The organism is Streptomyces sp. NBC_00443 (genome assembly GCF_036014175.1).
Taxonomy (GTDB): Bacteria; Actinomycetota; Actinomycetes; order Streptomycetales; family Streptomycetaceae; genus Streptomyces.
Genome location: NZ_CP107917.1, coordinates 4,539,430 through 4,563,059 on the forward strand (window position 1 = coordinate 4,539,430; position 23,630 = coordinate 4,563,059).

The following is a 23,630-nucleotide window of genomic DNA, read 5'->3' on the forward strand; positions in this document are numbered from 1 at the left end:
CTGATGTCAGCCGTAGATGTCAAAGACCCCCAGCCGATATCGGCTGGGGGTCTTTGTACTGGTGGGGCTAACAGGATTTGAACCTGTGGCCTCATCCTTATCAGGATTCAGGCCTAAGTTGTGGATCTCCGCAGGTCACCTGACCTGCAACGTAATCCAGCATCTACAATCCACACCCCTACGCATACCCGCAGTGCCCCTGTGGCGCCCAATCCTTCCCCGGGGTAATTCCGGGATAGTCCGGGGTAGTTCACGCCGCCGACACCGCGCGCAGTCGCCGCCGCGGAGGCCTCGCGACCGCGCCCGGCTTCCCGTCCTCCAGCGCCGCCAGGACCTGCCCCGCGTAGTCCGCGGCCGCGTGCGTGTAGATCCATGTCACCTCGCCCGCCCGCTCGTGACCGAGGATCTCCTGAGTGATCACCTCCGGCACCCCCCGCTCATGGAGCCGCGACGCGAAGGCGTGCCGGGTGTCGTGGAAGTCCGGCCACCAGTCCGTGCGCTCGACCTTCTCGGCGCGGGCGCGCCCGGTCACCTCGTCCATCTTCTGCACAGTGACAGTCCGGACCGTTTTCCGGACGACGCCGGCCGCGTCGATGGCATCAATCCACACGCGCCGGAAGGCCGAGCGCCGGAGTGGCGCACGGTACGGCTCCCCCACAGAGCCGTTCACCTTGCTCCCACGACGCACCTTGTTGCGCCCGTGGAAGACCAGCTCGGTCTCGCACAGGCCGTCCGCCGGCTCCGATGCGTTCCGGCTGGCGCCAGGCTCGTCGGCCCATAGCTCCCGAAGCACCCTGCGCGCGAGTCCGGTCATCGGCACGGTCCGCAAGCCCGCGTCGCTCTTGGGGTAGGCCTTCCGCTTGATCTTGCCGCGCGGTTCCACGAGGACCTCGCGGACGTGGATGCGCCGGCCTTCGAAGTCGACGTTGCACCACCGCAGTCCGGCCAGCTCCTGGAAGCGGAGGCCGGTCTCCTGGGCGACGATCAGCAGCGCGTGGAAGTAGTCGGGCAGCTTCTGCCGGATGAGCCACAGCTGGGCGTACGTCGGCGGCCGCCGATCCTCGGGATGCTTCTTCTTGATGGTCGGGAGCTTCACGCCCTCGGCCGGGTTGAAGGGGATCCGCCTGTCGCGCTTGGCGTCTTCCAGCATCCGGTCGAGGACCTGGAAGCACTTGGTCACCGAGCTGGCGGCGAGCGGGCCGCCGTTCTCGTCGTGCAAGGCGTTGACCCAGAGCTGGGTCTCGCGCCACTCCATCTCGTACAGCTTGGCCCGGGCGAAGGTGGGCGCGATGTGATTGCGCCACATTCCCTCATCGCGCAGCTGCGACTGCGTCCAGTGCTCGATGCGCTGTTCGCCCTTGGTCTGGGTCGGCCACCACAGCGTCCACCAGGCGCCGAGGGTGATCTCGCCGCGGGCTGGGTCGATCCACGTGCGCTGCCGCATCTCGGTGCGGGTCTGCTCCAGGAAAGCGACAGCGTCGTCGAACGTGGGCTTGGTCTTGCTGCGGTCCTTGCCCGTGGGGTCCGTGTAGCGGGCTTCCCACGATCCCGAGTGCTCGTCGACCGGCGCCCGGTTGCCGGGGAACTTCTTCAGGCAGACCGGGCAACCGCACTTCATGCTGGGGTTGGGGCGAGGGTTGTTGGTGGCCCGGGCCGGGGCCTTCTTGCGCGCCATCGAATGGTCTCCTGATCAGAGAGTCGAGGCGCCGGGTGTGGTCGCGGCTATGGCGATCGAGTCGGGGATCGCGAGGGGTTCACCGCAGACACAGAGCAGGCCGGCGCCCGGGATGCTGGGCGCGCCGAAGTCGATCACGAGGATCGCGTGGAGCTCTCTGATCAGGTCGTGGGGGTGGGCGTCCCTGGATACGAGGATGGTGAGCTCGTCTGGGTCCCAAAGGGCGATCTTCGAAAGGTGATCGGCCACGGCGATGCGGATGCACACAGGTGTCCCCCATGGATGTGCGTGCGGGCACGGAATGATCCGCTCCGGGAGGACAGCGGGTGACTGATCGTACCTGTGTGTGTAGATGGTGTGTAGGTGATCGGAAGATTCAGAAGAGGTTTGTTTCTGACCGAACTACTCGTGAGGCATTGCCCCTTTTTCTCGGACATTTGGGAACGAAAAAACAGGACGCTCACACTAAGGCAACCCTTAGCGAACGTTACGAGACAGACGTGATCTTCAGCATGACCTCGGCGTCCTCCACGAGGAGGCGCTGCTTTTCCTCGGGCAGCTGCCGGTAGAGCCTGAGGAGTCTGGACTCTCGCTCTCTGTCCGTAGGTCCCGGGGCCGGTCGACCGACGGCCTGGTGGAACTCACGGATGTTGGTGTCGACGCCCCAACGACGGAAGACGTCGACCATCGCCCGAAGCTTCTCGGGGTCGATACGGGAGGTGCCCCTCGTTCTGTTCATCCAGGCATTGAGGGTCTGGTAGGAGATGCCGGCCTCTTCGGCCAGCCCCTTCTGTGTTCTGTCGGGGGCCTGAGCGAGGAGGCGCTCCAGGAGTGCCGCCAGGTCCTCGCCTGCGGGGGCGGGGTGCTCGGCCTCGGGCGCGCCGGGGTCTTGCTGGTGGCTAGTCACGATCAGAAGGATCCGGCATCAGCATCTACATGCGCAAGTAGATCTGAGACTGATGACCTGTATTTGACGGCACCTTGGGGCATCTACACGACCCCTGTACCCCCCTATTCGCATCCTTCAGCACCCCTGTGCGCCCCTCTTGACTGCATCCACATCCACATGCAGACTGTAGAACGTGCAGGTCGATCCGATCTACACGACCCCTATTCGGCTGCGCGCCGGAGGATCAACATGCGACGACGTGACAAGGGAGCACCGATCCGGGTCGCCATGAAGGCGGCCGGACTGGACATCCCGCGCCTCGCCGCCAAGACGAAAGAGGTCGACCCGGAAGGGGAGGGCCTGTCCCGCGCCTTGGTCGGCTTCATCGTGGGCGGCGGGAAGAGCGCCCGCGAGGAGTGCAGTGACCGCGCGGCAGAGCTGATTTCGGCCGCCCTCCACGTGGAGGTCGCCGAGTTCTTCGCAGCGCCTGTTCTCACGCTTCCGGAATCTACATCCACTAGCGGATCCGGGATGGTCGAACTCAAGAAGTCGGCCTTGCCCGAGCGGCTCATGGACCAGCGGGAGCTCGCGAGTTTCCTGCGTAAGTCCATGAGCTGGATCGACAGGCAGATCACGGAGGCGCGGGAGCGGGACGAGATCTGGCCCGGCCTGATCTACGTCGGCTCCAGCCGCCGCTTCGACCCTCACGCCGTTTTGGCCGGCATGCGCAAGCAGCCCGTCGGCTGAAAGCCCACGGGGCCGCCCCGGATGCGACCCGGGACGACCCCAACACACAACCCGAAACCCCTACGTCAAAGGAGACCTGGTCATGTCCCACCAGGCTAGCGCCAAGATCAGCCCGCCGGGAGGTGCGGTGTCCGAGCTGGTGGCCCGGGCCGCCGCGGGAGACCGTGACGCCTTCGGCACCCTGTACAACGAGCACCGCGCCGAGGTGTTCGCCTTCCTCCACAAGCGGACTCGCGACCGGAGTCTCGCTGAGGACCTGACGCAGGACGTGTTCGTCCGCGCTCTGGGCCGCCTGAGCACCTTCACCGCCACGCGCGGTGCCGGCTTCGCTGGCTGGCTCGCAGTGATCGCCCGGAACATCTACCTGGATTACGTGAAATCCGCGCGGTCGCGGCTGGAGGTCTCGGTCGCCGAGATGTACGACGGTGACGTCCGCGACCGCTCCGCCGAGGCGTCCGCCCTGCGGGAGCTGGACATCGCGGAGGCGTCCGCGACGGTGACGGCAGCGATGCAGGGCCTCACCGCTTATCAGCGCAAGTGCGTCGCGCTGCGCTACATCGACGAGTTGTCCGTCCCGGAGGTCGCCGCCCGGCTGGGCAAGGGCGAGGGCGCCGTGAAGACGCTGACGTTCCGCGCGATGACGACCATGCGCCAGACCCTCGCCCGGCAGGGGGCCGTCGCATGAACAAGAACTTCCCCCACGCGGTCCGCGTCGTCCGCGAGGCCATCGCCTCGACCGGGAGCGACCCGGCGGCCGCCATCGTCCACGCCCTCGACGCGGCCCGCCTCCTGATCGACCCGGAGAAGTCGTACGGCATGGTGCCGCACAGCACGCCGGGTGACGGAGGCCCGCGCGAGCACCAGGAGCAGCCGCAACTGCCGCAGCGCACCGAGCTGGAGGAGCAGGCCCTCGCCTGGGACGACTCCTGCCAGCGGGCCCGACGGGTCGCCGCCGTCATCAAGCGGCACATCGGGGAGCACCCGGCCTTCCAGAACCTCCAAATGGACGGCGACCGGATCCTGGTCGCGCTCCACATCGTCAACCAGTCCCAGTGGGGCGAGTGGCGCCGGTACTTCGGCATCCAGCACGACAAGGAGACCGCGCTCCCGTACATGGTCGCCGGTGACGGCTACCGCGACGGGGTTCGCGTCTCGGTCGTGGCCTACGACCTGCCGGAAGCCCGCGCGCACGCCGCAAAGACCGCGAAGGCGCCGTTCGAGTTCGAGGGGATCGTCTACGACCTGGCGCTCCCGCAGCAGGACGCGAGCGGCGAGGTCTGGTTCTACCAGGGCGTGCGGACGGCGGACGGTATGCCGCTGCTGTCGCAGGACAGCCGGCCGGAGCGCTGCACCCTCGCCAGCATCGTCCGTCAGGTGGGCCCGCTGACGGCCGTCACGGGCACCCCGTCACAGCAGGTCACGCCCGTCACGACGGGGGGTGCCACCGCATGAACCAGATTCCCGTTCAGGCGGCGGTCGTTCAGCTGCTGATCGCCAAGCGTCCGCGCCTGGGCAAGCTGTCCATCGACTGGAAGCTCCAGGCCGACGGCATCATCACCGTGGAGGCGGCCTGGGGCGTGGAGCCGAGCCAGGTTGTAGAGATCGCGCAGGAGCTCGCGAGGGCGTTGCGCGGTGCCAAGACCGAGGTCAGCGGGGAGCGCGAGTTCTCCAAGTCCGGTCGCGCGTACCGGTCGCACGAGGTCAGCGGCATGCAGGCCGGTGTGCGGCTCTACTACCAGGGCTTCGAGTACCTCGACGGGCACGGCGACGTGGTCCCCGAGGGCGGTGAGACCGCATGAAGCGCAAGCAGGTCGATCACGCCGCCGTTGCCGCCAACTGCCGCGCGAACCCGGGCACGTGGCAGGAGGTCGGCGAGTACAACTCCACCCAGTCCGCGGGCCGCATCGTCGCGAACATCTGCGACGCCTACGTCAACCCCAACCGGGAGTCCCAGTCTCCCTATGCCCCAGCAGGGACGTTCGAGGCGACGTCGATCCTGACCGAGTTCGGAGCTCGGGTCGAGGCGCGCTACGTGGGCTCCGACAACCAGGCCTGGGCTGCGGCCGTTGCCGCCGTGTCGGGTGGTGGAGAGTCGTGATCTCCAAGCTCGCCATGCTGGCGAAGAAGACGATCGAGGGCGCCTGGCTGAACGCCCCGGCGTACGACCTCGCAACGATCGCGGCCGAGGCTTTGGAGTCGGCGCAGCTGCTCCAGTCGCCCGAGACCGCTGCTTCCGTTGGCCGGCTTCGGCTCGCGCTGGAGTCGGCGAAGCGTGGCCGCCGCTGGCAGCGCTCCCGTGTGGCCGAGCTGGAGCGGCTGCTGACGGCCTCCGAGCGGGCCTCCGAGACCAACTTCTGGGAGTACGTCAGCCAGAAGGACCGGGCTGACGCCGCACGCGAAGCCGCCGTTGCCGCGCTCACCGAGGCGGCCGAGCTCACGCCCGAGCATGCGGAGGCGCTGTTGGAGCGAGCGCGCGAGATCGCGAAGGCTCCGACCTGGCCCTCTACCGAGCCGACGATCACGGTGTACCGGGCTCGGTGGGACTCCGTTCCCATCGGCCTGTACGCCAGGTCCCGCGCTGCTCGGGCGCACTGCGAGGCGGACGCTCGCCGCGACATGCCGACTGCCTCCTTCGACTGGATCGAGGACGAGGAGGACGGCGTCGCCGAGCTGGTCGCCACCGTCGACGGCGAGGAAGGCGTGACCGGCTACACCGTCACCGCCGTGGACGTCGACTCCGAGTACGACCCGGAGGCCGACGGATGAGCAGCGCCTACAGCACCGCGTATCAGGCCCTCACCTCGGCCCGGCCACTCCGCCCGGGCGAGGCCGCGCAGCTGCTCGCCGACCTCCGCCGTGAGACCGGTGAGGAACTGGCGGACGCCGTCGCGGCACAGCTCGACGGCAAGTACCGCCGGACCGCGGCCGACACCGACACCGCCTTCCGGAAGAAGCAGCGCTCGTACGGCGCCGCGATGCGCGCCCTGAACGCGCTCCGGCACCTCGCCGCCGCCCCTTCAAGCCCCACCCTTCCGCCCCAGCGCGACAACCGGAGCACCACATGACCACCTTCACCTTCGCCCCGGCGACCCGCGAGACCGCCAAGGCACGCATCGCCCTCCAGGGCCCCGGCGGCTCCGGCAAGACCAAGACCGCTCTCCGCATGGCCGAGGGCCTCGCCAAGGGCGGGCAGATCGGTCTCGTCGACACTGAGCGCGGCTCCGCCCTCAAGTACGCCCCCGTTCCCGGCCGCCCCGACATCGAGGCCCACGAGTTCGCCCACCTGCCCTTGGCGTTCTGCTCCCCGGAGAACCTCATCGCCGCGGTGAAGGCCGCCGAGGAGGCCCGGCTCGCCGTCCTGATCATCGACTCCTGGAGCCACTTCTGGGCTGGCAAGGGCGGACTCCTCGCCCGCGTCGACGAGGAGTCGAAGAAGGCCAACAACTACGGCGGCAAGTTCACCGCCTGGGGCCCGGTGAACGAGCTGGAGCAGGAGATGTTGGACGCCCTGCTCGGGTTCCCCGGCCACGTCATCGTCACCATGCGGACGAAGAACGACTACGCCATGGAGGGGAAGAACGTCACCAAGATCGGCGTCAAGACCGTCCAGCGCGAGGGTGCCGAGTACGAAGTCGACGTCGTGATCGACATGATCCAGGGCACAGGCACCGTCACCAAGACGAGGTACACGGCCCTGGACGGCGCCTCGGTCCACCATCCCGGTGAGCCCTTCGCTGAGGCGATCCTGGAACAGCTCGGCCAGGGCGTCGACCCCGTCCAGGTCATCGTGGACGAACTCGTCGCCGACGGGCTGAAGTTCGAGCGGGCGATGGAGCTGTACTCCCAGGCAAGGAGCAAGGGAGTCATGGGTAACGGCACGATGCACCCGGCCACGGGCCAGCCCATGACGCTCGAAGCGCTTCTCACCGAGTACGGCGTCCAGACGATCGTGGCTGAACTGACCAGCGACTGGCTGACGTACGAGCGAGCCCTGGAGCTGTACGCCAAGTCGCAAGGGCTCCACCAGCAGGACGTGGAGAACCCCAAGACGAGGCAGCTGGCGAAGCTCGGGGACGTCATCAAGGAGTACGGGCAGGCCGTCAAGCCCGTCACGACGGGCGTCACGAATGCCCCGTCGACCCCGTCAACGCCGTCCGCCGGCCAGGAGCAGGGCGCCCCGCCGGCCCCCGAGGCGGACGCGGGCCAGGACCAGGGTCCGACGCCCGTCACGGCGCCGCAGATGCGGATGATGCACGCCTGCTTCACGAAGGTCGGCCTCGGCCACAAGGACTCGCGCGCTGACCGGCTCCGCGCGACCTCGCTGATCATCGGCCGCCAGATCGGCTCAGCAAACGAGCTGACCAAGGACGAGGCACAGACCCTGCTCGACACGCTCACCAACTACGGGGAACGCGAGAACTCGGCCGCCGACTTCGCCGCCATGGTCAACGGCCTGGAGGGTGCCGCGCTCGCGCTCGCCGAGCAGGACGCCCGCCAGCCCGCCTGATTCACCACTACTGCGGGCCCGCCCCGTCCCCACGCCGGGGCGGTCCCGCACCCCCTAGAAAGGAGGTGCACCACAGTGGTGAACCCCACCATCGAGCAGGCCGAGGCGATCGAGTCGTACGGCGACGGGCTGGACCTGGTCCTCCAGGCCGGCGCGGGCTGCGGCAAGTCCGCGACGCTCCAGATGATCGCGAAGAGCGATCGGCGGCGCAGGATGGCGTACGTCGCCTACAACAGCTCCATCGCGGCTGACGCCCGCCGTAGCTTCCCGTCCAACTGCATGGCCAAGACCGGTCATGGGCTCGCATTCGATCCGAAGTACGGGGCTCGCCTGAAGCGGCCCCGCCAGACCGCGCACCAGGCCGCGCAGGCCCTCGACGTCCGCTCGATCCTCGGCATCATCGGCTCGACCCCGTCGGTCCTCACGGACCGAGGCGGCATGAAGGCGATGACCTCTAAGATCATCATGCGGGCCGCGCTGGACACCGTCGAGCGCTTCTGCCACAGCTCCGACGACGAGATCGTCCAGAAGCACGTCCCGCACTTCGACGGCTTGAAGAAGGCCCGCGGCGAGGTCGTGAAGCTGGTCCTGCCGGTTGCCCGCGCCGCCTGGGCAGACCTCCAGGACGACGAGTCGGTGCTGAACCTGAGCCACGACCACTACCTGAAGATGTGGGCGCTCTCGAAGCCCACCATCCCCACGGATGTGGTGCTGCTCGACGAGGCACAGGACACGAACGACGTCCTGTCCGCTGTACTCCTCGCCCAGGAGCACGCACAGCGCATCGCGGTCGGCGACTCCGCTCAGCAGATCTACAGCTGGCGCGGCGCCAACGACGCCTTGCAGAAGTTCACCGACCAACTCGGCTGCCCCGAGCTCACGCTCAGCCAGTCGTTCCGGTTCGGCCCGGCCATCGCCACCCGCGCCAACGTCTGGCTCCGCCTGATCGACGCTCCGCTCCGCCTCACAGGTTGGGAGGCTGCGGAGTCCTCGGTGGGCCCGCTCGACTCTCCGGACGCGATCCTCTGCCGCACCAATGCAGGGGCGATGGGGATCGTGATGGAAGGCCTCGCCGCCGGCCGGAAGGTCGCGCTCGTCGGCGGCGGCTCTGCCATCAAGCAGCTCGCCTGGGCAGCCGAGGCCCTCCAGGGCGGCCGCCCTACCGACCACCCCGAGCTGATGGGCTTCGCCTCCTGGGACGACGTGCGGCAGTACGCGGCCGAGGAGGACGGCTCCCTCGAGGTCCTGGTCAAGCTCATCGATGAGCACGGACCGGAACGGATCGTTTCGGCGGCCGACGGGCTGGTCTCTGAGCAGCAGGCCGAGCTGGTGGTGAGCACGGCCCACAAGGCCAAGGGCCGCGAGTGGCCGGCGGTCCGCATTCACGGTGACTTCCGGGCGCCGAAGCCGGACCAGCAGACCGGCCTGGTGATCCTGCCACGCGAGGAGGCCCGGCTGGCGTACGTCGCGGTAACCCGGGCGCGCGAGCAGCTCGACGACACCGCCCTGGCCTGGGTGCGCGACGTGACGGCGGTGAGCGAATGAGGCTCCAGCCCCGAACCATCATCCCCGGCGTTCCTGTTGGCCGTCAGCGCGACTGGATCCCGGTCACCACCTTTGCGGTGCCGACGGTTTGGCTCGCCACCGCCGACGGCCTGGTCCTGCTCGACCTGATCGCCGTGGAGCTCGCCGTCAACGGGCTCCGGGACGGCTGGACGCTCACCCGGGACGAGAAGTGGTTCGCGGCCCGGCTCATGCTCGATCGGAAGGTTCCGTACTCGACCATCTCGACGCGCGTAGGTGCGAGCGGCACCACGCTCGTCGAGTGGTTCCCGGGCGAAATCGAGCCCATCGTCATCAGGCCCGACCGCGGGCGGAAGCGCCGGCGCAAGCCGACCCCCAGCCCCTTCTGCGGGACCAGGAGCGGTCACCGACGGCACATCCGACTCCGTGAGCGCGTGTGCCAGCCGTGCCGCGACGCCAAGCGCGAGGCCGACCGCTTCTACCGCGAGCACGGCACCTACGTGGGTGCCCCGCTGGCCAAGGCGGCAGCCCCGTGACGGCCGTCGCGACGCCCTGTCACGTACCCGCCACCTGCACGACTTCGTTTGATCAAGACCGACCGTACGGAGGACCCGTCATGGATCGAGAGTGGGAGCTGCAAGCCGCCTGCAAGGCCATGGACCCGGACATCTTCTTCGAGAAGAGGACGCTCGGCCTCGCTAAGCAGACCTGTCGGGGATGCCCGGTCCAGATGGACTGCCTGGAGGCCGCTCTCGTCCGTGAGGCGGGCGTGGCGAAGGCGTTCAGGATCGGCCTCGTCGCCGGGCAGACCGGCGCCCAGCGCTGGGGCATCGAGCAGCAGCGGAAGGCCGCCGCGGGCGTCACGAAGCCGAAGCCGAAGAAGAAGCCGACCGGACAGCCCCGAGGGCCACTTCCGCTGTGCGGGACGCCTGCTGCGTACCAGCGACACCTGCGCTACCAGGAGCCGATCGACCAGGCCTGCAAGGACGCGAACGCAGCGGCCCGGCGCCAGCACCGGCGTACCGGCTCCACGAAGGTCCCAGCGTCCGCGTGAGCTCCGGTGGCCCGGCGGATGAGACCGGCCGCCGGCCCACCGGCCACCACCACCCCTAGGAGACAGCACGTGGGCAGCCGCCTGTACGTCGAGGTGCTCGACTACGCACCGACGACGCTGACGCACCGCGAGAAGCTCGCCCTCGCAGTGCTGGCGGACGATGCCCGGGACTCGACACGCATCACCTGGTCTTCGGTGGAGTCCGAGAAGACTCTCCGCCGCGCGCAGGTGTCGCGCCCCCAGATGTACGAAGTGATCAAGGCGCTCGTGAAGAAGGGCGTACTGGAGAAGGTGTCCGCCGGCCAGAAGAACGGCACGGCGAAGTACCGGATCCTCCCGCTTCAGTGTCCGGAAATTCCAGACGCTGACGACGGCGCTCAGGGTCCGGATTCCACAGACGCTGACGAGTCTCAGCGTCCGGGAACTCCGGACCCTGGACCCGAACTTGAGGGTCCGGAAATCCCGGACACTGACGCGGCTCAGAGTCAGGAAACTCCGGACACTGACGCCGAAGCCCAGTGTCCGGAAAACCCGGACACTGACGAGTCTCAGTGTCCGGAAATCCCGGACGTCAGTGTCCGGGAATCCCGGACACCTACTCTCTCTCCTCTCTCTACAAGATCTCTCTCGTTCGGGGACTTGCCGTCGTCGACCGAAGGTCACGACGACGCGCCAACCGAAGAGGTCCTCGAGGGAGAGCCGGTCGACGAGGCCGAGGCCGTCGAGCCACCCGCCGTCACCGCCCAAACGATCGTGGGCGAGTGGCTGGAGCGCTGCACAGTCCGCCCTCCCTCCGCCGTCATCGGACAGATGGCCAAGCAGATCCGGGTGCTCCTCGATGAGGACCACATCCACCCCGACCACATCCGCCGCGGCATCGCGCATTGGATGCGCAAGGGCCTCCACCCGGCGACTCTGCCCAGCGTCGTCAACGAGGTCATGAACGCCGCCGCCGACCCGGGCGCCTCTGCGGCCGCCCATCGGCCCGCTGGCGAAACCCCCTTCGACCGCGCCCGGGCCCGCATCGCCGCCCGCACAGCAGCACGCCAGGAAGGAGCAGCCCCGTGACCGAAGAAGAAGCCGTGCAGATCGCCGAGTACGTCCAGGCCGCCTGCCCCGCCCAGAAGTTCGGCGAGTACACCCCCGACGTCTGGGGCGAGATCCTCGCTCCGTACGACGTCGACGAGGCCCGCGCCGCCGTCATCGTCATCGCTGGCCGCCAGCGCTTCATCGCCCCGGCCGACATCATCACCGAGGTCAAGGCCCGTCGCGCCGAGCGCATCGAGCTGGCCAACATCGTCTACGACGGCAACCCGCTGGAAACCGGCGCGCAGTCCGCCGCCGCGATCCGGGAGATCATCCGAGCCGCTGGAGACGGCCTCACAGGACCCAGCAGCATCTCAAGGGCCCTCGGGGCCGGAGATCGCCTCGCGCTGCCCCCCGGCGACGATCACGGCCCGTACAGCGGCCGTGCAGCCGCCGCCCGGGCCGCCATCGGCAAGATGCCCGCCGACCGCGACACCACGAAGGACCCCCGCGGCCGCGCCTGCCGACGCTGCGGCGCCGCCCCCGGCACCAGCTGCATCATCGGGGGCCGCCGTAGCCGCGACGTGCACCCCGTCCGCCTGGAGGACACGAAGCGCGCGGCCGCCGGCCTCCCGCTCCTCGACCACGACCAGGAGCAGGCCCGCATCAGGGCCGCATCCGCTGCAGCTCTCGCCCACGAGGACCAGGAGCAGGAGGCCGAGGCGTCATGACGCAGCCGATCCCCCGTCAGCCCGTCCCGTACCGGTTCGCCGCGATGGCGATCCTCTGCACCTGGTGCCGCGCGCGCCCGGGCCAGCTGTGCACGAACCAGCGCGGCACCCAGGACCGGCGCAAGGACGTGCACACCACCCGCGGAATCGACTGGATCAGGGTCATGTCAACCCAGTGCCCCGAGCGCATCTGCCAAGCCCCCGCCGGCCAGCCCTGCACCCTCGCCCCCAACGTCCACCAGGCCCGCACCCTCGCGGCCAACACCCCAACCACCACCACACCATGAAGCCACTCATCCCGTGCCGAGACTGCCGCCGCCCCATCCTCTGGACCACCACCGAAGCCGGAAAACGCCTCGCAGTCGACCCCGACCCCGACCCCGCCGGGAACGCGGCCGTATGGCGCGACGGAACCGGCGCCGTACGGTCCCGCCGGCCCTCGGCCGAGCTCCCCCTGACCGGCTGGGAGCGCCTGTACATGCCCCACGTCGCCACCTGCCCCACCCGAACCGAGCAGCTCGCCTTGCCCACGGGCGTGACCAGCCTCGCCGAACACCGCCGGAAGAGACGCCGATGAAAGCCATCCGGTGCCGCTACTGCCCGCAACTCCTGCTCACGCCGGAGTCCAAGGCCCGCGGCTACGGCCTCATCTGCGGCCGAAAGCGCGGCTTGATCCCGCCAGCGACACCCCGTCACCGCGGCACGACGCCACCCGTCAAGCCCGTCACGACGCCCGCTGTCCACCCCGGACAGACCGCCATTCCCATCCAGCCCCAACTCCCCGAGGAGGACGCCGTGCCAATGACGCACGAGCAGCACGATCGCGAGTTGCAGATGCGCGAAGGCCTGGAGACAGGCTTCACCGACCAGACATGGGCCATCGGCTACGTCATCTGCCCGGCCCGCGAGAAGTGCCCCAGCGGTCTGCGGGCCCTCTTCAAACCACTGAAGAACGGTCGGCTGCCGATGCACCGCCACGGCACCTATGGCGACCCCTGCCCCGGAGCGCGGCAGAAGCCCACGACGCCGCCTCTCCAGCTCCGCGACACCACGAAGGAGAACTGACCTTGTCTCTGCCCACTCTGACCGGCGTTGGCCGTCTCACCGGCGACCCCGAGCTCCGCTTCACTCAGGCCGGAAAGGCCGTCGCGTCCATTCCGCTCGCCTTCAACAGCCGTCGCCTCAACCAGCAGACCCAGCAGTGGGAGGACGGCGACACGTTCTTCATCCGCGGCACCGTCTGGGAGCGCCTCGCCGAGAACGCCACCGAGACCCTGTCCAAGGGCATGGAGGTCATCGTCACCGGCGACCTCCGCACCGAGCGCTGGGAGAAAGACGGCCAGAAGCACGAGCGGCCGGCCCTCCTCATCCGCTCCATCGCGCCGAACCTCGCCTACGCCGTTGCCCAGGTCTCGAAGGACGCTGCGAGCCAGCAGAACGGCCAAGGCGGACAGCGCCCCGCCCAAGGCCAGCAGCGCCCCCAGGGCCAGACCCAGAACCGCCAAGGCCCGCCGCCCGCCGACGACCCCTGGGCCGTCGACCAGGCCAAGGGCTACAGCGACGAACCCCCGTTCTGATGCGCGCCATCGCCGCCGCACTCATCACCGCAGCCCTCCTCACCGGCTGTTGCGACCAGCACCCCGAAACCGGCCCCGTACCCACCCCATCCCCCAAGCACCACCCATCCCGCCGGACGAAGGGAGCTGACCATGGCCGCCATCGTCCGATTTCCCGGCGGCACAGACGACCTCGCCGAGATCGTCGAAGCCCTCATCGCAGCCGCCGAAACCCGGGAGAAGCGAGCACCCGAACAGGCCATGCGCTGGCGCTGGCTCGCCGACGACCTCGGCGACGCACTCGACCAACTACCCACTCCGACAAGCGAGGAGCCCCTCGAATGAGGATCTTCTACGACACCGAATTCATCGACGACGGCAAGACCATCGACCTCATCTCCATCGGCATGGTCACCGAGGACGGCCGTGAGCTCTACGCCGTCAGCAGCGAATTCGACGTCCACAAACTCCACGCCAATCCCTGGCTCGTCGACAACGTCTGGCCGCACCTGCCGACCTTCAAGCACCCCGGCACCCTGCGCTGCTACTGCGGCCCCGGCCACCTCGACCGCAACAGCCCCGACGTCCGCACCCGCGCACAGATCGCCCGCCTGGTCGCCGACTTCATCCTCAGCACCCCCGACCCACAGCTTTGGGCGTACTACTCCGCGTACGACCACGTCGCCCTCGCCCAACTCTGGGGCCCCATGATCAACCTCCCGCGCGGCATCCCCATGCAGTCCGACGACATCGTCACCGAAGCCAAGCGCCTCAACCTGACCCCCGGCGACCTCCCACAGCAGCCCGACGGCCTCCACAACGCCCTGGCGGACGCTCACCACAACCTGGTCCGAGCCCGCTTCCTCGACCAGGTCGCCGCCCAGCAGTAACCCACCCACAGAGGACAGGGACCCCACGCAGGGACCCACCTCCGGCCACCACACCGGAGATGTCCATGCCACTCAAACTCTTCCGCAGGAACCAGGAACCGGAACCGGTTCGCCCCCGGATCCTCACTCACGCGCGCGGTACCAACGGAGACGCCGAGCCTATCGAGGACCCGGTCGCCCGCCTCGCCTCGGAGCTGACCCAGGCCCAGGAAGACGCCGCACGCTGGAAACGGCACGCCGACTCGTACGACACCGAGCGCGCCGAAGCAGTGCAGCTGAACGACCACTACCGCGACGACATCGACCGCACCGCGAAAGAGCGGGACGGCGCGTACCGCGAGCGCGCGCAGCTGCTCGCCTGGCTTGCCGCGCTGCACCCGTCATCGGCCGTCATCACCGACTCGCCCGACATCGACGAGGACGGCTGGCAGCTGCTGTACCTCGTGGCCGGCGGCTGGCAGATGTCCTGGCACATCCATCCGCGCGACGCCGAGCTCTTCAAGCACGTGACCGTGGTCGACGTGACCGATCCGCGGGCGCAGTGGGACGGGCACGGCACGGAGCAGAAGTACGAGCGGATGCGGAACCACGTCCGGCTCCTGGCCCTCGACGAGCTCGGCGCTGACGGGGCGTTGACGGGCGTCACGGAGGCCCCGTCGAGCGGCCGGACCGTGGCGCTGCGCCAGGCCCTGGAGGCTGCCCGGACGGAAGGCCACCGCCTCGACACCGAGGGCAAGGCCGAGCAGGCGCAGGGCGCGGGCCGTGTCGCGTTCGCCCTGTGCCAGCTGCTCGGCGAGGCCGGCACGAGCGAGCAGGCGGTGCGCAGTGCCTGAGCCCTTCAGCATCCCCACCACGGCCGGCACCGTCGCAGTCGACGCCACGGAAGCCGCCCCCGGCCTCCTCGTCTTCGAGATCCCCGCCGACCGCAAGCCCGACGCCACCCATCGCTGGATGCTCGCCCACCACGCCGGGCACGTCCTCGCCGCGTTCGAGACCGAGCCCGCGGCCACCAAGGCCGCCGAGCAGGTCGGTGCCCTCACCGACTGGACGCGCTCGGTCATGACCGCCGCGACGCACATCAGTCTCGGCCTCGAAGGCGGCGCGAAGGCGTTCCTCCAGCTGCTCCGTGATCTCGGAGGCCAGGACCCGGCGAACGCCTGACGAGCAGCTCGGCCGCCCCTGCTCGAACCAGGGGCGGCCCTGCCCACCATCCCACCGCACCACCAGGAGCAGCCCAGCATGACCAACATCGCCTTCGTGGACTGCGAGACCACCCACCTCGACGCCGAGGTCGGCGAGGCCTGGGAGGTCGCCGTCATCCTCCGCGAGCCCGACGGCAGCCGCTTCACCGACACCGAGTACGTCTGGCAGTTCGCCGTCGACCGTACGACCGCCGACCCCGAGGCCCTGCGCATCGGACGCTTTCATGAGCGCCACCTCGTCGACCCCACCTGGGGAGCAGCCTGGACCGGCCCGGGCCCCGTCGTCCCGCTCGGCCGCACGGACGCCGTCACCGCAATCGTCAACGTCCTGTCCGGCGCCGTGTTGGTCGGCTCCAACCCGGCCTTCGACGACCGGTTCCTCCGCAAGCTCCTCGGCCCCGGATCCGCCCAGTGGCACCCCCGGCCGTACGACATCGTCCAGCTCGCCGCCGCCAAGGTCGGCGTCCAAGCCGCTGGCCCGCTCCCGTGGCGCTCGCACACCCTGTCCCGCGCGGTCGCAGTCGAGCCACCGTCGGAGGAGGCCGCGCACACCGCGCTGGGCGACGCACGTTGGGCCCGCGACGTGTACGACGCCGCCATGGTCCGGGAGAAGTTCCCCCTGTCCTGGGAAGGCCGCGCAAACCACGCACTCGGCCTGTACACCCAAGCTGCCTGCGAACTGGACGACGTCCGCCGTCAGCTGCGCGCAGCCCAAGCGGCCCCGTCACAGGCCGTCATGACGGGCGAGACCGACACCGCGTTCGTGCCGCGCACCGAACGCTCCCACTGGGTCGACATCGCCAATGCCCTGAACGCAGCCCACGACGCAGGCATGCCCGTAGGCATCGACCTCGACGGCACCCTCACCGACCACAACGCCTGGTCCGTCATCTGGGACCCGACCACTGAGCGTTGGGCGGTCGCCGGATACGAGGACGAAGGCGACGAGACGCCCTGCACCTGCACCTTCGGCGAGACGTGCGACCAGTGCGCCGGCGGCGACAACCAAGACGAGGAGGGCGAGGAGTTCGAGGAGACCGGCGACTCGGACGGAGACGTCCTCAGGCTGATCTCCGAGATCGCCTCCAGCCTCCAGGGCGCGACCGACAGCGGCGAATACCACGCCGCCAGCCTGATCTACGACCTCGCCAACGGCCGCACCACCATCGCCGACGCACGCGGCGAACTGGCCGACATCGAGTTCGGCCACGTCTGATCCTGCCCAGCCGCCCGGAGGGAGCCCGGCGGCCGGCCACTCCACCATCCCCCCGTTCCCAGGAGCAGCACATGCCCGAGCCGTACTACTCGATCTTCCTCGTCGCCGAGAATGCGCTCCTCGCCGCGGCCCTGATCGCCCGCCTGTTCAAGGCGATCAGCACGCGCACCATGCTCGCGGTCCTCGTCGGCGCCGCGACCGTCAGCGGCGTACGCCACTTCAGCACCGGGACATGGATCTGGGGCTCCCTCGGCACCACCGCCCTGGCCATCCTCATCTGGGCCTGGCTGACCCAGCCGAGACGTCAGCCCCGTCACGGGCGGGCGTCATGACGGGCGTCGCCGCATACCTGGCATGCGTCATCGCCATAGCTGCGGCCGTGTGCTGCCACCAGGGCGAGGGCGCACCGCCCGGCGCGCACCTCGTCGCCCGGTTCCTCCGTCGCCGCCGTCCCGCCTGGGCGCGCGGACCGGTCCGCGCCCGCCAGCTGGCCCGCCGCACCCGCCGGAGGTCTACGTGATCCACAGTCCCGAAGGCGCCGACTGGATCAGCGTGATCGTGCTCGCCTGGATCGTGCTCTTCGGCCTCGGCCTGGCCGTTCAGGCTGCCTGGCGTACGGCCCGCCGCCGCGTACTCGATCAGCGCCCTACTCCGTTGGACTCGTACACCGCCTCCAACCGCCCCAGGAGAACCACGTGAGCTACCCCGCCCTGTTCACCACTCCAGGCATGCGCAGCTTCGCCGAGGATGTGGACGCCGAACGGCAACGCCAGCTCGAGAAGTTCGGCGACCAGCGCCACCCGGTCCTCCTCGGCCCGAACAACCAGCTGCTCTTCGAGAAGCTCGCCGAGGGCCTGCGCGAGACCAACGAGGACCCGCTGCAGCGCTGCTGGATGACGATCCTCCTCGAGGAGGCGTACGAGGCCGGCGCCGAACGCGACCTCGCCAAGTTCCGCGAGGAGATCATCCAGGTCGCCGCGGTCTGCCAGGCCATCGTCACCGACCTCGACCGGCAGGGAGCGAAGCGATGAGCCCCCTCCTGGGCCCGGACACGAAGGCCATGCTCCGCGTGGCCGAGGAGTTGACGGAGCAGGTCCGAAGCGTCGCTGACGCACTGACGACACCCGTCACGACCGCAGCGCCCGAGGCCGACATCCAGCGCGTCACCGCGCTGTACGAGCGCTGGGTGAAGGCCGGGCCGCCGCCCCTCGGGACGTCCCTGACCCGCTGGTGGGACGAGCGGCTTGTCGAGCTGCGGGAAGCGATCCTCCCGCCGGAGGTCTCGACCGAGGGCCCGTCATGACGGGCTCCGAGGAGGACTTGACCTTGCCAGAACAGCCCTGCCCGTTCTGCGAGATCGTTGTCGGGCGCGCCCCCGCGGCTTTGGTCGTTCACCGAGACTACTGGTCCGACGCCATGGCGATCGTCCCCCTCAATCCGGTCACCGAGGGCCACACGCTCATCATCCCGAAGGCGCACGTACCGGATTTCGCCGCGGACCCGGAGGTTGCCGCCGCCACGATGCGCCGCGCCGCCGAACTGGTTCGGTGGACGCCGCGCGCGATGAACGTGATCACCTCTCGCGGCCGAGAAGCCACGCAGTCCGTGTTCCACCTCCACCTTCACCTCGTCCCCCGAGCCGAAGGAGATGGCCTCGCGCTGCCCTGGTACAGCGGCAAGTCGCGGGGACAGATCTACGTCCGACCAGACCCGCCGCACGTCGTCGAAGCGATCCGCGACATCCGCCGCTTCGGAACACCGCCCCAACGCGGCTGAGCATGCGGAAGGGGCGCGCTTCCCTCGTCTCCCCAGACGTAGCGCGCCCCCGGCAGTGATCACCGTACCCCGCACACCCCAGGAGTCACGATGACCACCGCCGACCACCTCCAGACCGTCATCAACCACTGGGCCGACCTCGTTGAAGCCCTCGCCACCAACCAGGCCGACACCTGGCCCCCCGTCATGGGCATTGCCCGCCTCCACGACCACCTCAAGGCCACCGAGGACGCCGTCGAGCAGCGGGCCCTCGAGCGCAGCCCGGACCAGATCGGGGCGACCGCCGCCCCGCTCCGCATCGCCATCCTCGACACCATGACCGCCCTCGACCGCCAGCTGGTCGACCTCACCGACTACATCGCCGCCGCCGTGCAGCGGCCTGCCGTCGCCCGCGTACGGTCCGCCAGCCCAGATGACGCGGTCGGTCTCCAGATCGCCACGCTCGCCATGAAGGACGCCGCAGACGAGCGCCGCTGGTCCTACACCGACCCCCGACGACGGACGGCGCCCTTCGCCGCGGCCTGGCTCCTGGCCCGTCATGACGGGGCAGCTGGCCCGTTCCGGAAGCTCACCGGTGTGCAGCAGGACCAGATCGGCTCCGTCGCGCGCTGGTCTGCTGGCCAGATCCACCAGGCCCTGGAGATGGCCCGGAAGACGCAGGTCTTGGAGCGGCCATGCCCCCACTGCCGCGGGCAGCTGCGGATCGAGGGCGGGGACGGCCGGGTCCCGACCGTGAAGTGCCGCGGCTGCGGACGGAAGTGGACCGGCGAGGTGGCCGCATGACGTTGCTCGTGCTCCAGATCCGACTCTGGTTCCGCCAGCTCCTCGGTATCCGGGACGTCACTGCCGCCGGGCTCCGGTACAAGATCACGCAGGAGAAGGCCCGGCGCTCGGGCTGACCGCGTCACGCGACGTCGATGCCCAGCTCGCTGTCTGGGCGGCAGAACGTGCACGGCTCGATCGTCGGATCGGTCAGGGAGACCCGGGCGTCGTGCTCGGTGATCGGGTGCGGGGTGCCCTCGATCATCGTGCAGTCGCTGACGTGGACGATCGAGGCCTCGGGCCCGCGGGGCGTGCGCCGCTGCTGAACGATGAAGGTGGGGCGCACGCTGATCTGCGCCACTGGGCCGAGGCCGGCGCCACCCTTGGGGAGTCGCGGCCGCCGCGGTGGTGGGGCCTCGGCCTGGGTGAGCGCGGCCTGGACGGCACGGCGCTGCAGGCGGAGGTAGGTGGCCACCGTCGCGTTCTCGGCGAGCTCCTTGTCGAGGTGCGCCAGGATCACGCGGAGGCGCTGGGGATCCGGAGGCAACTCGCTCATGCGTTCGATAGTAGGCCCGTCATGACACCCGTCACCACAGACGACGCCCCCACCTCGACGACGAGGCGGGGGCGCTAGATCACTCGCCCGCGTTCCGCTCACCCGCCGGCGGCCGATCCTTCCCCGAACCCTTGTAGCCCCGCAGCAGATCCTGCACCGTGGCAGCACTCACCCCGAGACGTGCAGCAATCCCGCGCACCGACTCGCCCTCGGCCTGCAACTGGTTCGCCAGCGCCCCGCGCTGCTCGGCCCACCTTTTCGACCGCTCCCTGGTCTGGGCCGTGATCTGCGCCTGAGCACGCGACCGCGCCTCCGGATCGGCGATGCGCTCCACGTCATCAAGGGCGTCGAACACTCGCTGCACCTCCTCGTCATCCGACATGCCGCGCCTTCCTGATCCAGGCGGGCGATTCCCTCAAGCACTGTATGGTGACCATCCGTTTTGGGGTAAGGTCACCATACAGCTCGGGATGAACGCCCGCGCTGCACAACAACAAAGCCCCGGCCCGGAGTTGCAGCTCCACATGGGCCGGGGGCCCACCTTCAACACCACGAAGAGGCAGGCATGCCCAACCGTACCGATCAGCACAACCCCCAGCACAGCCCGCGGACCTGCAACCTCTGCGCCACCCTTCGGCACCCCGCGCAGACCCAGGCTGGCCTCGCCCTCACCCGGCACCTCGCCGCCCATCCGCTCCCGCGCCAGGCAGTGACCCGGTGAGCCGCCCGCCCGGCCGCCGCGCCGTAGGCGTCCTCGCCCTCCTCGGCCTGGCCCTCACCATCACCGGCCTCGCGATCACCCTCGGAGGCTGCTGATGGGCTTCCTCGACCGCCTCTTCGGCAACGACCACGAGCGCGCCGCCACGAGGTACGCCGGCCGCGAGTCGGCCTCGGCCGCCGCTGCCCGCAAGCGCCGCGAAGGCCACCGCCGCAACGCCACCAAGGCCGCCCGCAAGGGCCAGGCGTGGGAGGACAACGGCCGCGCCCAGGAAGTCGGCGCTGACTGGTTCCGACGCTCCCGCTGACCCCTCAACCGGCTGCCCCCGCCCCTTCCCCGGCGGGGGCAGCCTTCCGCCGCCACAAGGAGCACCCTTGAAGACCCCGCCCGCCACCGGCCGCCGCCTCGGCGGCAGCGTTGCCGTGGCCTGGTTCATCGTCCTCGCGATGATGCTCGCGGCCGCCGCCTGGTCCATCAGCTCGAAGCTCATGGGCTGGGGCATGGACAAGGAGCCTGCCTACGCCCTGTCGCTCATGTTCGACCTCGCTGGCCTGCTCTGCGCGCAGTACGCGAAGCGAGCCATCGAGCGCGGCACCCCGGCCGGCCTCGCCCGCCTGGCCGTCCTCGCCTTCGTCGGCGTCTCCGGCGTCCTCAACTGGGACCACGGCCTGGAGGTCGGCGGCATGGTGGGCGGCATCGGCCTCGCCTCCATCAGCCTCGCCGTGGAGCTGCTCTTCGAGCTGCATCGCCGCGACGTCCGCGACGAACAGCGCGCCGCCCGCGGACTGATCGCCGAGCGAATGCCCCACATCCCCGTCCTCGCCTGGGTCATGTTCCCCGGCGATGCCTGGAAGACGTTGCGGACCGCCGTCCGCACCCGGCTCGACAACCTCGACGCCGTCAGCGTGCCTGTGACGGCCGTGACCAGCGTCGACAGGATCGATGACGCCCCCGTCACGGCATGCGTGACGCCCCCGCTGACGGCTCCGCCTGCCGTGCCGGCACTGCCCAGCTCCCCGACTCCGCCGCGCCGGCCCGGGCGCAGGCCCACCGCGCCCGCGCCCGTGATCCCGACCGGTGCCCGGCTCCTGCCGATCATCTGCCGAAAGGCGGTCCCCGCACGCCCGCCCGCCCAGGCTCCGACCGCCCCTGCACCGTTCCAGTACAGCGACCCCCGGTGCGCTGCGATCCGCGCCCTGTACGACACCGTCCCGCCATCCCGCCCGGGCACGGCCGCCATGCGCGCCGCGATCGTCCGCGCAGGCCACGACGACGCCTCCGACGGCTACATCCGCGGAACCCTCCGCGCAGAGGTCGAGACCCACGAGCCCCACCTCAAGAACCTGCCGTCCGCCCCGTTCGGCATGAGCGCTTAGGAGCCGACCCGTGACCGTCCTGTTCGGCGTCTTCTGCGCGGCGAGTGCCTGCGGCGCAGCGCTCGGCCTGGTCCGCGCCGCCCCCTACGCCGCCCGCCCGGTCACGGGCACCGTCGCCTTCATCCTCGCCCTCGCCGCGCTCGCCGCGGCCATCCTCCACTGAGGACCCAGCAATGGATCTGGCCCTGCCGCCCCTCACCATCCCGACGTACGGTCTCGTCTCCCTCGGAGGCGTCACCACCGGACTCAGCCTCTTCGCCTGGGACTTCACCCGCTGGTGGACCGGCCACAAGAAGCGCCTCGCCATGAAGGCCCTCACCGCCCTCCTGCCCCAGCTGCTGTGCATGGCGTACGGCGCGCTCCTGGTCCTGTCCGCCGGCGGACTCATCGGCGCCGCCGCCGACTGGTCCCTGTGGGGCACCAACCAGGTGGGGGACATCGTCCTCGTCTACGGCCTCGGCGCATCCACCCCCAACGTGACGAGGTCGAGCCAGTTGGCCCTCACCCCCGGCGGACACGCAGCGATCATCATCATCACCGTCGTCGTCATCGCGGTCTGCTCCAGGCGCGGTTTCCGCTGGGACTTCGTCCGACAGATCCTCGCCGGGGTCAGCCTCGGCCTCGCCTCCAGCGTCGCTGGCGCCGTGGGCCTGGTCGTCGCTCCGTCCGTGTCGTGGGCCGGCGACTACGTGATGGGCCTGCTGTGAAGCGCCGCCAGGAGGACGAAGAGCCCACGGAGCAGGCTGAGGAGACCGACGAGTCGGCGGGGGAGGAGGACGACGAACCCAGCCGCGCCGCCAAGCTGGCAGTCGTGGTGGTCATCACCGTGATCGTCTGGCGCGTGGTCGTCGCTCTCCCGATGGTCGCCTACGTGATCGTCGGGATCCTCGGCACGCTCGGCTGGCAGCAGCTCCAGGCCCGGCGAGCAGCCCGCGACGACGCGCCCGAGGCCGAGGAAGAACCCGAGCAGCCTGACGTCGCCGAGGCTCTGCGCCGCCTCGTCGGCGACGGCAACGGCGTGCTCCTCACTCGACTCCAGCGCGACCTGAAGCTACCGAACACGAAGGTGGTGAAGGCGCTCCTGGAGGACGCCGGCATCGAGTGGAAGTCAGGCGTCCGCACCGCGCAGGGCAACGGGCCGGGCGTACACAGGACAGCCATCCCGCCCGAGCCCTCCCCTGCCGACGACTCCCATGGCGACGGTTGTTGTTGCAGGTCAGGGGCCAACGCCAACACCAACGGGGGTGACGGAGAGGGGGCAGGAGAGGGGATTCGTGTAGAGGCCATCGGAGACAGCGGCTACCTTGCCCCCAGCCGCGCCGACCTCGACGCCCTCGTCGACCACGTCCTCGCCGAGAGGCGGAGGATGAAGCGCGACGGCTGACCGTCGGCTCATTGCCACCCGGGCCCCGCCGCGAACACCCG

At 69.7% G+C, this 23,630-nt stretch carries 40 protein-coding genes; 35 read left to right on the plus strand and 5 right to left on the minus strand.

Annotated features, from left to right (window positions below; translation table 11 throughout):
- Positions 1 to 250: 250 nt before the first annotated feature.
- The 3 genes from OHO27_RS20320 to OHO27_RS20330 form a co-directional block, all read right to left on the minus strand.
- Entirely contained in the window at positions 251 to 1,675 is a 1,425-nt protein-coding gene (locus OHO27_RS20320) for a tyrosine-type recombinase/integrase (protein WP_328425925.1), read from the minus strand.
- Between the two features lie 15 nt (positions 1,676 to 1,690).
- Positions 1,691 to 1,924, minus strand: a complete 234-nt coding sequence (locus OHO27_RS20325; RefSeq protein ID WP_328425927.1) for a hypothetical protein — start codon at positions 1,922 to 1,924, stop codon at positions 1,691 to 1,693.
- A 238-nt stretch (positions 1,925 to 2,162) separates the two neighbouring features.
- Positions 2,163 to 2,582, minus strand: coding sequence for a helix-turn-helix domain-containing protein (locus OHO27_RS20330; protein WP_328425929.1), 420 nt, complete (start codon positions 2,580 to 2,582; stop codon positions 2,163 to 2,165).
- A gap of 231 nt (positions 2,583 to 2,813) precedes the next feature.
- Between OHO27_RS20330 and OHO27_RS20335 the strand changes: the two genes are divergently transcribed.
- The 29 genes from OHO27_RS20335 to OHO27_RS20475 all read left to right on the plus strand — a co-directional run bounded on the left by OHO27_RS20335 (position 2,814) and on the right by OHO27_RS20475 (position 19,576).
- A complete protein-coding gene (locus OHO27_RS20335) occupies positions 2,814 to 3,311 on the plus strand; it encodes a hypothetical protein (RefSeq protein WP_328425931.1) in 498 nt (165 codons plus the stop codon).
- Positions 3,312 to 3,393: 82 nt separating this feature from the next.
- Positions 3,394 to 3,996, plus strand: coding sequence for an RNA polymerase sigma factor (locus OHO27_RS20340; protein ID WP_328425933.1), 603 nt, complete (start codon positions 3,394 to 3,396; stop codon positions 3,994 to 3,996).
- Positions 3,993 to 4,763, plus strand: coding sequence for a BN159_2729 family protein (locus tag OHO27_RS20345; protein WP_328425935.1), 771 nt, complete (start codon positions 3,993 to 3,995; stop codon positions 4,761 to 4,763). The genes OHO27_RS20340 and OHO27_RS20345 overlap by 4 nt, the downstream gene beginning before the upstream one ends.
- Positions 4,760 to 5,110, plus strand: a complete 351-nt coding sequence (locus OHO27_RS20350; RefSeq protein ID WP_328425937.1) for a hypothetical protein — start codon at positions 4,760 to 4,762, stop codon at positions 5,108 to 5,110. Before OHO27_RS20345 ends, OHO27_RS20350 begins: the two co-directional genes overlap by 4 nt.
- Positions 5,107 to 5,409 (plus strand): hypothetical protein, encoded by a 303-nt coding sequence (locus OHO27_RS20355; protein ID WP_328425939.1) that lies wholly within the window; start codon positions 5,107 to 5,109, stop codon positions 5,407 to 5,409. The genes OHO27_RS20350 and OHO27_RS20355 overlap by 4 nt, the downstream gene beginning before the upstream one ends.
- Positions 5,406 to 6,077 (plus strand): hypothetical protein, encoded by a 672-nt coding sequence (locus tag OHO27_RS20360; protein WP_328425941.1) that lies wholly within the window; start codon positions 5,406 to 5,408, stop codon positions 6,075 to 6,077. The genes OHO27_RS20355 and OHO27_RS20360 overlap by 4 nt, the downstream gene beginning before the upstream one ends.
- The gene (locus OHO27_RS20365; RefSeq protein WP_328425943.1) at positions 6,074 to 6,376 is read left to right on the plus strand and encodes a hypothetical protein; all 303 of its coding nucleotides are present in this window, start codon (positions 6,074 to 6,076) and stop codon (positions 6,374 to 6,376) included. The genes OHO27_RS20360 and OHO27_RS20365 overlap by 4 nt, the downstream gene beginning before the upstream one ends.
- Positions 6,373 to 7,818, plus strand: a complete 1,446-nt coding sequence (locus OHO27_RS20370; protein ID WP_328425944.1) for an AAA family ATPase — start codon at positions 6,373 to 6,375, stop codon at positions 7,816 to 7,818. The genes OHO27_RS20365 and OHO27_RS20370 overlap by 4 nt, the downstream gene beginning before the upstream one ends.
- 75 nt (positions 7,819 to 7,893) lie before the next feature.
- Entirely contained in the window at positions 7,894 to 9,363 is a 1,470-nt protein-coding gene (locus tag OHO27_RS20375) for a UvrD-helicase domain-containing protein (protein WP_328425945.1), read from the plus strand.
- Positions 9,360 to 9,878, plus strand: coding sequence for a hypothetical protein (locus tag OHO27_RS20380; protein WP_328425946.1), 519 nt, complete (start codon positions 9,360 to 9,362; stop codon positions 9,876 to 9,878). The genes OHO27_RS20375 and OHO27_RS20380 overlap by 4 nt, the downstream gene beginning before the upstream one ends.
- Positions 9,879 to 9,958: 80 nt before the next feature.
- A complete protein-coding gene (locus OHO27_RS20385; protein ID WP_328425947.1) occupies positions 9,959 to 10,396 on the plus strand; it encodes a WhiB family transcriptional regulator in 438 nt (145 codons plus the stop codon).
- Between the two features lie 69 nt (positions 10,397 to 10,465).
- Complete coding sequence (locus tag OHO27_RS20390) at positions 10,466 to 11,464, plus strand: hypothetical protein (RefSeq protein WP_328425949.1); 999 nt, start codon at positions 10,466 to 10,468, stop codon at positions 11,462 to 11,464.
- Positions 11,461 to 12,153, plus strand: a complete 693-nt coding sequence (locus OHO27_RS20395) for a zinc finger domain-containing protein (RefSeq protein ID WP_328425951.1) — start codon at positions 11,461 to 11,463, stop codon at positions 12,151 to 12,153. The genes OHO27_RS20390 and OHO27_RS20395 overlap by 4 nt, the downstream gene beginning before the upstream one ends.
- The gene (locus tag OHO27_RS20400; RefSeq protein ID WP_328425953.1) at positions 12,150 to 12,440 is read left to right on the plus strand and encodes a zinc finger domain-containing protein; all 291 of its coding nucleotides are present in this window, start codon (positions 12,150 to 12,152) and stop codon (positions 12,438 to 12,440) included. The genes OHO27_RS20395 and OHO27_RS20400 overlap by 4 nt, the downstream gene beginning before the upstream one ends.
- Positions 12,437 to 12,730 carry a hypothetical protein gene (locus tag OHO27_RS20405; protein ID WP_328425955.1) on the plus strand — a complete coding sequence of 98 codons (294 nt, stop codon included), beginning with the start codon at positions 12,437 to 12,439 and terminating at the stop codon, positions 12,728 to 12,730. Before OHO27_RS20400 ends, OHO27_RS20405 begins: the two co-directional genes overlap by 4 nt.
- The gene (locus OHO27_RS20410) at positions 12,727 to 13,218 is read left to right on the plus strand and encodes a hypothetical protein (protein ID WP_328425957.1); all 492 of its coding nucleotides are present in this window, start codon (positions 12,727 to 12,729) and stop codon (positions 13,216 to 13,218) included. The genes OHO27_RS20405 and OHO27_RS20410 overlap by 4 nt, the downstream gene beginning before the upstream one ends.
- A 2-nt stretch (positions 13,219 to 13,220) precedes the next feature.
- Positions 13,221 to 13,730 (plus strand): single-stranded DNA-binding protein, encoded by a 510-nt coding sequence (gene ssb, locus OHO27_RS20415; protein WP_328425958.1) that lies wholly within the window; start codon positions 13,221 to 13,223, stop codon positions 13,728 to 13,730.
- 132 nt (positions 13,731 to 13,862) lie between these two features.
- Positions 13,863 to 14,054 carry a hypothetical protein gene (locus OHO27_RS20420; protein ID WP_328425959.1) on the plus strand — a complete coding sequence of 64 codons (192 nt, stop codon included), beginning with the start codon at positions 13,863 to 13,865 and terminating at the stop codon, positions 14,052 to 14,054.
- A complete protein-coding gene (locus OHO27_RS20425; RefSeq protein WP_328425961.1) occupies positions 14,051 to 14,599 on the plus strand; it encodes a hypothetical protein in 549 nt (182 codons plus the stop codon). The genes OHO27_RS20420 and OHO27_RS20425 overlap by 4 nt, the downstream gene beginning before the upstream one ends.
- Before the next feature lie 65 nt (positions 14,600 to 14,664).
- Positions 14,665 to 15,432, plus strand: a complete 768-nt coding sequence (locus tag OHO27_RS20430) for a hypothetical protein (RefSeq protein WP_328425963.1) — start codon at positions 14,665 to 14,667, stop codon at positions 15,430 to 15,432.
- Complete coding sequence (locus OHO27_RS20435; RefSeq protein WP_328425965.1) at positions 15,425 to 15,760, plus strand: hypothetical protein; 336 nt, start codon at positions 15,425 to 15,427, stop codon at positions 15,758 to 15,760. Before OHO27_RS20430 ends, OHO27_RS20435 begins: the two co-directional genes overlap by 8 nt.
- A 78-nt stretch (positions 15,761 to 15,838) precedes the next feature.
- Positions 15,839 to 17,017 (plus strand): 3'-5' exonuclease, encoded by a 1,179-nt coding sequence (locus OHO27_RS20440; RefSeq protein WP_328425967.1) that lies wholly within the window; start codon positions 15,839 to 15,841, stop codon positions 17,015 to 17,017.
- Positions 17,018 to 17,088: 71 nt separating this feature from the next.
- Positions 17,089 to 17,349, plus strand: a complete 261-nt coding sequence (locus tag OHO27_RS20445; protein WP_328425969.1) for a hypothetical protein — start codon at positions 17,089 to 17,091, stop codon at positions 17,347 to 17,349.
- Positions 17,346 to 17,537 (plus strand): hypothetical protein, encoded by a 192-nt coding sequence (locus tag OHO27_RS20450; protein ID WP_328425971.1) that lies wholly within the window; start codon positions 17,346 to 17,348, stop codon positions 17,535 to 17,537. Before OHO27_RS20445 ends, OHO27_RS20450 begins: the two co-directional genes overlap by 4 nt.
- A complete protein-coding gene (locus OHO27_RS20455; RefSeq protein ID WP_328425973.1) occupies positions 17,534 to 17,716 on the plus strand; it encodes a hypothetical protein in 183 nt (60 codons plus the stop codon). Before OHO27_RS20450 ends, OHO27_RS20455 begins: the two co-directional genes overlap by 4 nt.
- A complete protein-coding gene (locus OHO27_RS20460) occupies positions 17,713 to 18,048 on the plus strand; it encodes a hypothetical protein (RefSeq protein WP_328425975.1) in 336 nt (111 codons plus the stop codon). The genes OHO27_RS20455 and OHO27_RS20460 overlap by 4 nt, the downstream gene beginning before the upstream one ends.
- Positions 18,045 to 18,320 (plus strand): hypothetical protein, encoded by a 276-nt coding sequence (locus OHO27_RS20465; RefSeq protein WP_328425977.1) that lies wholly within the window; start codon positions 18,045 to 18,047, stop codon positions 18,318 to 18,320. The genes OHO27_RS20460 and OHO27_RS20465 overlap by 4 nt, the downstream gene beginning before the upstream one ends.
- Positions 18,317 to 18,793: an HIT family protein gene (locus tag OHO27_RS20470; RefSeq protein WP_328425979.1), complete on the plus strand. Its 477-nt coding sequence runs from the start codon at positions 18,317 to 18,319 to the stop codon at positions 18,791 to 18,793. The genes OHO27_RS20465 and OHO27_RS20470 overlap by 4 nt, the downstream gene beginning before the upstream one ends.
- 90 nt (positions 18,794 to 18,883) lie before the next feature.
- A complete protein-coding gene (locus OHO27_RS20475) occupies positions 18,884 to 19,576 on the plus strand; it encodes a hypothetical protein (protein WP_328425981.1) in 693 nt (230 codons plus the stop codon).
- A gap of 121 nt (positions 19,577 to 19,697) precedes the next feature.
- On the opposite strand, the gene OHO27_RS20480 is transcribed toward OHO27_RS20475, so the two are convergent.
- A complete protein-coding gene (locus OHO27_RS20480) occupies positions 19,698 to 20,111 on the minus strand; it encodes a DUF6233 domain-containing protein (protein ID WP_328425983.1) in 414 nt (137 codons plus the stop codon).
- A gap of 79 nt (positions 20,112 to 20,190) precedes the next feature.
- Positions 20,191 to 20,493, minus strand: coding sequence for a helix-turn-helix domain-containing protein (locus tag OHO27_RS20485; RefSeq protein ID WP_328425985.1), 303 nt, complete (start codon positions 20,491 to 20,493; stop codon positions 20,191 to 20,193).
- A gap of 183 nt (positions 20,494 to 20,676) precedes the next feature.
- Between OHO27_RS20485 and OHO27_RS20490 the strand changes: the two genes are divergently transcribed.
- The 6 genes from OHO27_RS20490 (at position 20,677) to OHO27_RS20515 (ending at position 23,589) form a co-directional block, all read left to right on the plus strand.
- Positions 20,677 to 20,832, plus strand: a complete 156-nt coding sequence (locus tag OHO27_RS20490) for a hypothetical protein (protein WP_328425987.1) — start codon at positions 20,677 to 20,679, stop codon at positions 20,830 to 20,832.
- 94 nt (positions 20,833 to 20,926) lie between these two features.
- Positions 20,927 to 21,136 (plus strand): hypothetical protein, encoded by a 210-nt coding sequence (locus tag OHO27_RS20495; protein ID WP_328425989.1) that lies wholly within the window; start codon positions 20,927 to 20,929, stop codon positions 21,134 to 21,136.
- Positions 21,137 to 21,203: 67 nt separating this feature from the next.
- A complete protein-coding gene (locus OHO27_RS20500) occupies positions 21,204 to 22,205 on the plus strand; it encodes a hypothetical protein (RefSeq protein ID WP_328425991.1) in 1,002 nt (333 codons plus the stop codon).
- Positions 22,206 to 22,215: 10 nt separating this feature from the next.
- Entirely contained in the window at positions 22,216 to 22,368 is a 153-nt protein-coding gene (locus tag OHO27_RS20505; protein WP_328425993.1) for a hypothetical protein, read from the plus strand.
- Positions 22,369 to 22,378: 10 nt separating this feature from the next.
- Complete coding sequence (locus tag OHO27_RS20510; protein ID WP_328425995.1) at positions 22,379 to 22,912, plus strand: hypothetical protein; 534 nt, start codon at positions 22,379 to 22,381, stop codon at positions 22,910 to 22,912.
- Positions 22,909 to 23,589, plus strand: a complete 681-nt coding sequence (locus tag OHO27_RS20515; RefSeq protein ID WP_328425997.1) for a hypothetical protein — start codon at positions 22,909 to 22,911, stop codon at positions 23,587 to 23,589. Before OHO27_RS20510 ends, OHO27_RS20515 begins: the two co-directional genes overlap by 4 nt.
- Positions 23,590 to 23,630 lie beyond the last annotated feature (41 nt).

What these genes read in the sequence shown, in the direction of transcription:
- OHO27_RS20320 (WP_328425925.1), bottom strand. Translation starts at nt 1,675, where the DNA reads ATGGCGCGCAAGAAGGCCCCGGCCCGGGCCACCAACAACCCTCGCCCC.
- OHO27_RS20335 (WP_328425931.1), top strand. Translation starts at nt 2,814, where the DNA reads ATGCGACGACGTGACAAGGGAGCACCGATCCGGGTCGCCATGAAGGCG.
- OHO27_RS20340 (WP_328425933.1), top strand. Translation starts at nt 3,394, where the DNA reads ATGTCCCACCAGGCTAGCGCCAAGATCAGCCCGCCGGGAGGTGCGGTG.
- OHO27_RS20345 (WP_328425935.1), top strand. Translation starts at nt 3,993, where the DNA reads ATGAACAAGAACTTCCCCCACGCGGTCCGCGTCGTCCGCGAGGCCATC.
- OHO27_RS20350 (WP_328425937.1), top strand. Translation starts at nt 4,760, where the DNA reads ATGAACCAGATTCCCGTTCAGGCGGCGGTCGTTCAGCTGCTGATCGCC.
- OHO27_RS20355 (WP_328425939.1), top strand. Translation starts at nt 5,107, where the DNA reads ATGAAGCGCAAGCAGGTCGATCACGCCGCCGTTGCCGCCAACTGCCGC.
- OHO27_RS20365 (WP_328425943.1), top strand. Translation starts at nt 6,074, where the DNA reads ATGAGCAGCGCCTACAGCACCGCGTATCAGGCCCTCACCTCGGCCCGG.
- OHO27_RS20370 (WP_328425944.1), top strand. Translation starts at nt 6,373, where the DNA reads ATGACCACCTTCACCTTCGCCCCGGCGACCCGCGAGACCGCCAAGGCA.
- OHO27_RS20380 (WP_328425946.1), top strand. Translation starts at nt 9,360, where the DNA reads ATGAGGCTCCAGCCCCGAACCATCATCCCCGGCGTTCCTGTTGGCCGT.
- OHO27_RS20385 (WP_328425947.1), top strand. Translation starts at nt 9,959, where the DNA reads ATGGATCGAGAGTGGGAGCTGCAAGCCGCCTGCAAGGCCATGGACCCG.
- OHO27_RS20400 (WP_328425953.1), top strand. Translation starts at nt 12,150, where the DNA reads ATGACGCAGCCGATCCCCCGTCAGCCCGTCCCGTACCGGTTCGCCGCG.
- OHO27_RS20405 (WP_328425955.1), top strand. Translation starts at nt 12,437, where the DNA reads ATGAAGCCACTCATCCCGTGCCGAGACTGCCGCCGCCCCATCCTCTGG.
- OHO27_RS20410 (WP_328425957.1), top strand. Translation starts at nt 12,727, where the DNA reads ATGAAAGCCATCCGGTGCCGCTACTGCCCGCAACTCCTGCTCACGCCG.
- OHO27_RS20420 (WP_328425959.1), top strand. Translation starts at nt 13,863, where the DNA reads ATGGCCGCCATCGTCCGATTTCCCGGCGGCACAGACGACCTCGCCGAG.
- OHO27_RS20425 (WP_328425961.1), top strand. Translation starts at nt 14,051, where the DNA reads ATGAGGATCTTCTACGACACCGAATTCATCGACGACGGCAAGACCATC.
- OHO27_RS20430 (WP_328425963.1), top strand. Translation starts at nt 14,665, where the DNA reads ATGCCACTCAAACTCTTCCGCAGGAACCAGGAACCGGAACCGGTTCGC.
- OHO27_RS20440 (WP_328425967.1), top strand. Translation starts at nt 15,839, where the DNA reads ATGACCAACATCGCCTTCGTGGACTGCGAGACCACCCACCTCGACGCC.
- OHO27_RS20445 (WP_328425969.1), top strand. Translation starts at nt 17,089, where the DNA reads ATGCCCGAGCCGTACTACTCGATCTTCCTCGTCGCCGAGAATGCGCTC.
- OHO27_RS20450 (WP_328425971.1), top strand. Translation starts at nt 17,346, where the DNA reads ATGACGGGCGTCGCCGCATACCTGGCATGCGTCATCGCCATAGCTGCG.
- OHO27_RS20465 (WP_328425977.1), top strand. Translation starts at nt 18,045, where the DNA reads ATGAGCCCCCTCCTGGGCCCGGACACGAAGGCCATGCTCCGCGTGGCC.
- OHO27_RS20470 (WP_328425979.1), top strand. Translation starts at nt 18,317, where the DNA reads ATGACGGGCTCCGAGGAGGACTTGACCTTGCCAGAACAGCCCTGCCCG.
- OHO27_RS20475 (WP_328425981.1), top strand. Translation starts at nt 18,884, where the DNA reads ATGACCACCGCCGACCACCTCCAGACCGTCATCAACCACTGGGCCGAC.
- OHO27_RS20480 (WP_328425983.1), bottom strand. Translation starts at nt 20,111, where the DNA reads ATGAGCGAGTTGCCTCCGGATCCCCAGCGCCTCCGCGTGATCCTGGCG.
- OHO27_RS20485 (WP_328425985.1), bottom strand. Translation starts at nt 20,493, where the DNA reads ATGTCGGATGACGAGGAGGTGCAGCGAGTGTTCGACGCCCTTGATGAC.
- OHO27_RS20490 (WP_328425987.1), top strand. Translation starts at nt 20,677, where the DNA reads ATGCCCAACCGTACCGATCAGCACAACCCCCAGCACAGCCCGCGGACC.
- OHO27_RS20495 (WP_328425989.1), top strand. Translation starts at nt 20,927, where the DNA reads ATGGGCTTCCTCGACCGCCTCTTCGGCAACGACCACGAGCGCGCCGCC.
- OHO27_RS20510 (WP_328425995.1), top strand. Translation starts at nt 22,379, where the DNA reads ATGGATCTGGCCCTGCCGCCCCTCACCATCCCGACGTACGGTCTCGTC.